Source organism: Streptomyces sp. NPDC001880 (assembly GCF_053594575.1).
This window is the reverse complement of the sequence record NZ_JBSFET010000207.1, coordinates 1-3,947: the sequence shown is the minus strand read 5'-3', so window position 1 is coordinate 3,947 and position 3,947 is coordinate 1. Positions and strand designations below refer to the sequence as shown.

Below are 3,947 nucleotides of genomic sequence, written 5' to 3'. Positions count from 1 at the left end.
GCAGAAGGTCCCAGCAGATGTAGGAGGCCGGGTACCGGGTTGCCAGGGCGCGGGCCCGGGTCGTGGATGACGCGGCCCGTGACTGCGCGGCGGCGAAGTCGAGCCGGCCGTTCCGCCAGATCACGGCCTCGCCGTCCAGGGCCGTGCCGGGGCGCAGTTCCATGGCGGCGACGGCCAGGTCCATCCAGTGCTGGGTGACGACTCTGCCGGACCGGGCGTACAGCACGACGGTCTCCTCTGTACGGCGCAGCACTGTTCTGTGGCCGTCGTTCTCCAGACTTTGCTGTGTCTCATGAGACACATGTGCGCCGCCGCCACTTTCGTCGACAAGGCCACTTCAGTTCAGGGCCGCAGCCATCCATCAGTGTGACGGCGCGTGACGCGGGTGGGCCTGGCAGGAGCCTGTCTGGCAATGCGGTTCTGATTGCCTTTGTCCATTGCCTGTGAGGCCTCGGATCTCGTACGACGATCGGCTGCGCGACTCAGTATTTGTTGGCACGATTCCCGTTGCGACGAGCGGTAGTTTCGGCTAAGCGTTCGCATTTGCATCCGTTCGGGGTTGGCCATGCGGATATGCGGCAGTATGTTGGTCCTTGGCGCGATGATCGACTGCGGCGCGGGGTGGTTCCGCTGATGAACCGGTGAAGCCGCATCGCACTGCCGACTCATGTTCGTCCCTGAATCCGGGAAATCCGCAGGTGTAGTCCACGCGCACGCGTGTGCCTGCTCGTTCACATGGCGGGTGCCTGGCGCGGTGCTGCTCGGGTTCGCAGGGTGCTTACCGCAAAGGCCCCGCGTGTCTGCAGGGGGATTGGCTGACAGGACGTACCTGCCGAGTTCGGTGGATGTGTCCGGGCGGTCGGGCGTGGGCCGGGGACGCACGGTGCCGTTGTCCCTTCTTGGGGCTGGGGCACTTTTACCACCGAAGAGGAGCGCGGATGCACCTGATTCCCTCAGAGCAGGAGAAGTTGCTGCTGAGCGTGGCCGGGATGCTGGCCAGTTATCGCAAGGAGCGTGGCATCAAGCTGAACTATCCCGAGGCGGTGGCGTACATCAGTTGCTGGGTCATTGAGGAGGCGCGGGCGGGCAACTACACCGTCGACCAGATGATGAGCGATGCCGACGTTCCTCTGGATGAGCGGAAGGGTGACACCCAGGGCCGGGGCGAGAGCGTTCTGACGACTGATGACGTCATGGAGGGTGTGCCCGAGATGCTCGACATCCTCCAGGTCGAGGCGACCTTCCCTGATGGGCGCAAGCTTGTCACCCTCTACGACCCGATCCGCGCGCCGAAGGCCGCCCCGCTGCCCGCTCCTATTCGCTGAGGTCGGATTCCATGCCCTACTTCCAGCCGCTGGCCGCGAAGCCTGTGGTGACCATGCCGGTCGCGTGTCCGGGGACTTGCCCCTGTCTTGCGGAAGATCCCTGTCAAAATCCGGAACCCGTACCGCCCTCTGCCCTGGACCCGAGCCGGTCCCATGAATTCTCCCAGTACAACGTGGGAGGAGTGTGGGTCAGGGACCCGGCCGCGGTGCATGTGCTCAACTCGCAAAGCGACAAGGCCATTGTCTACGTGGTCAATGTGGGTGACCGCGACATCCAGATCGGTTCGCACTTCCATCTGGCCGACGTCAACGAGGACCTGCTGTTCTTCACCGACCTGGAGACCGCCACCGAGGCGGAGAGCGTTCTGACCGATCCTCAACGCGTGCGGCCCGAGCAGATCGCCGCGGCCCGGGCGTTGGCGTACGACCGGTCGAAGACGCCGGGGCAGGCCCCTTGGGGGTACCGCCTGGACATCGCTCCGGGGGACTCGATGCGGTTCAGCCCCGAGAACGCGCCCAGCGAGGCGATCGAGGCCGTGCCGATCGGCGGACGGCGCCGTGTTCCGGGCCTGCGGAAGGACAAGCGGGCCGACGACGTCGCTCTTGGCTGACCGGGCCCTCGTACATCCAGCTGGAGGAATGCAATGGCGAACATCACCCGCGCGCAGTACGTGAAGTCCTACGGCCCGACCGTGGGCGACCAGGTCCGCCTGGGCGACACCAGTCTCTGGATCGAGGTCACCGAGGACCTGACGTTCGGGGGTGACGAGGCGATCTTCGGCGGCGGGAAGACCATCCGCGAGTCGATGCTGCAGGGGACGACCACAAGCGCGGAGGGCGCCCCCGACACCGTGATCACCAATGTGATCATTCTCGATGTCGGACCTGCTCTGGAGCGGGGGAACACCCATTCCGTCGTGCGGGCCGACGTGGGGATCAGGGGCGGGAAGGTCGTCGCGGTCGGCAAGGCCGGGAACAGTGATGTCATGGACGGGGTCACGCCGGGGCTGGAGATCGGTCCTTCCACGGACGTGATCTCCGGCGAGGGCAAGATCCTCACCGCCGGAGCCGTCGACACGCATGTGCACTACATCTCCCCCTCTGCGGTGACGGAGGCCCTGTCCACCGGGACCACCACGCTGATCGGCGGCGGCGTGGGTCCCTCGGAGGGGTCCAAGGCGACCACGGTGACGCCCGGGCCGCAGCACCTGGTGAACCTGCACCGCAGCTTCGACGACCTGCCGGTCAACGTGATGCTGCTGGGCAAGGGCAACACCGTCAGCAAGGACGGTCTGGACGAGCAGGCGCTCGCGGGGGCCGGCGGCTACAAGATCCATGAGGACTGGGGGGCCACCCCGGCAGCGCTGGACGCCGCGCTGCGGGCCGGGGAGGAGTGGGGTCTGCAGGTCACCCTGCACGCCGACTCCCTGAACGAGTCCGGCTTCGTCGAGACCACCCTCGGCACGATCGGCGGACGCGGAGTTCATGTCTTCCACGCCGAGGGCGCCGGTGGCGGGCACGCCCCCGACATCCTGAAGGTGGCGGCGGAGCAGAACGTCCTGCCCGCGTCGACGAACCCGACGCTGCCGTACACCGTGAACACGGTCGCCGAGCACATCGACATGCTGGCCTCCGCCCACCACCTCGATCTGAGCAACAAGAACGACCAGGCGTTCGCCGACTCCCGGATCCGCTCCACGACCATGTTCGCCGAGGACGTGCTGCACGACATGGGTGCCATGTCCATCACCTCCTCCGACGCGCAGGCCATGGGCCGTATCGGGGAGGTCGTGACCCGCACCTGGCAGGTCGCCCATGTCATGAAGGAGTGGAGCCACAAGACCTTCAAGGACGCGAACTTCTTCTACGGGGCCGACCGGGGGCAGGGGGACAACGCCCGTGCCCTGCGGTACGTGGCCAAGTACACGATCAACCCCGCCCTCGCCCACGGCATCGACGCGTACGTCGGTTCGGTGCAGACGGGCAAGCTGGCCGATCTCGTGCTGTGGGACCCGCGGTTCTTCGCCGTACGCCCGGAGGTGGTCATCAAGGGCGGTGCCATGGTCGTCGGCAACCTCGGTGATCCCAACGGTTCGGTGTCGACCCCCCAGCCGACCTTCCTGCGCCCCGCGATGGCCGACGCGATCGCCTGCCGGCTGTCGTACTCGTTCGTCTCCGAGAAGGTACTCAACCCGCCCTCCGGCACCGACCCGTACAGCACGGTGAGGGGCAACGGCGTGTTCAAGGACTCCTTGCAGGACACCCTCGGTCTGCGGCGTGAACTGCGGGGCGCGAAGCCCGTCAAGGACGTCGGGAAGGCGGACATGGTCTTCAACGACGGGCGGTTCGGCATCGACATCGACCCGGCCACGTTCAAGATCGCGGTGGAAATCCCGGGAGTCGACCCGTCGGAGGGACACAGCCTCACCCGGCACAAGAGCCTCAACGGATACTGGTATCTCGACCAGCCGAAACCGCCCAGGAGCCTGCCGCTCACCCAACGGTACCTGCTGTTCTGAGGCGCCCACCGCGTTCTGCTCCAGCCGGGCCGCCACGTTCACCGTCTCGCCCGAGATCAGTGCCTGCCGGGTGCTGGCGTCGGAACTCGCCACCACCTGACCG

Annotated in this window: 4 protein-coding genes; 3 read left to right on the top strand and 1 reads right to left on the bottom strand. The window is 66.6% G+C overall.

Features of this window, described 5'->3' with window-relative positions; translation table 11 throughout:
- The coding region (locus tag ACWCQ6_RS36155) for an ATP-dependent DNA ligase (protein WP_451096609.1) at positions 1-301 on the bottom strand (301 nt) is incomplete at its 3' end.
- Between the two features lie 637 nt (positions 302-938).
- Here ACWCQ6_RS36155 and ureA point away from each other — a divergent pair.
- The 3 genes from ureA to ureC all read left to right on the top strand — a co-directional run bounded on the left by ureA (position 939) and on the right by ureC (position 3,844).
- Entirely contained in the window at positions 939-1,325 is a 387-nt protein-coding gene (ureA, locus tag ACWCQ6_RS36150) for an urease subunit gamma (RefSeq protein ID WP_388671101.1), read from the top strand.
- 182 nt (positions 1,326-1,507) lie between these two features.
- Positions 1,508-1,936, top strand: coding sequence for an urease subunit beta (locus ACWCQ6_RS36145; RefSeq protein ID WP_451096606.1), 429 nt, complete (start codon positions 1,508-1,510; stop codon positions 1,934-1,936).
- A gap of 33 nt (positions 1,937-1,969) precedes the next feature.
- The gene (gene ureC / locus ACWCQ6_RS36140; RefSeq protein WP_451096604.1) at positions 1,970-3,844 is read left to right on the top strand and encodes an urease subunit alpha; all 1,875 of its coding nucleotides are present in this window, start codon (positions 1,970-1,972) and stop codon (positions 3,842-3,844) included.
- The last annotated feature ends 103 nt before the right edge of the window (positions 3,845-3,947 follow it).

Coding starts and splice junctions, on each gene's coding strand:
- ureA (WP_388671101.1), top strand. CDS start 939: ATGCACCTGATTCCCTCAGAGCAGGAGAAGTTGCTGCTGAGCGTGGCC.
- ureC (WP_451096604.1), top strand. CDS start 1,970: ATGGCGAACATCACCCGCGCGCAGTACGTGAAGTCCTACGGCCCGACC.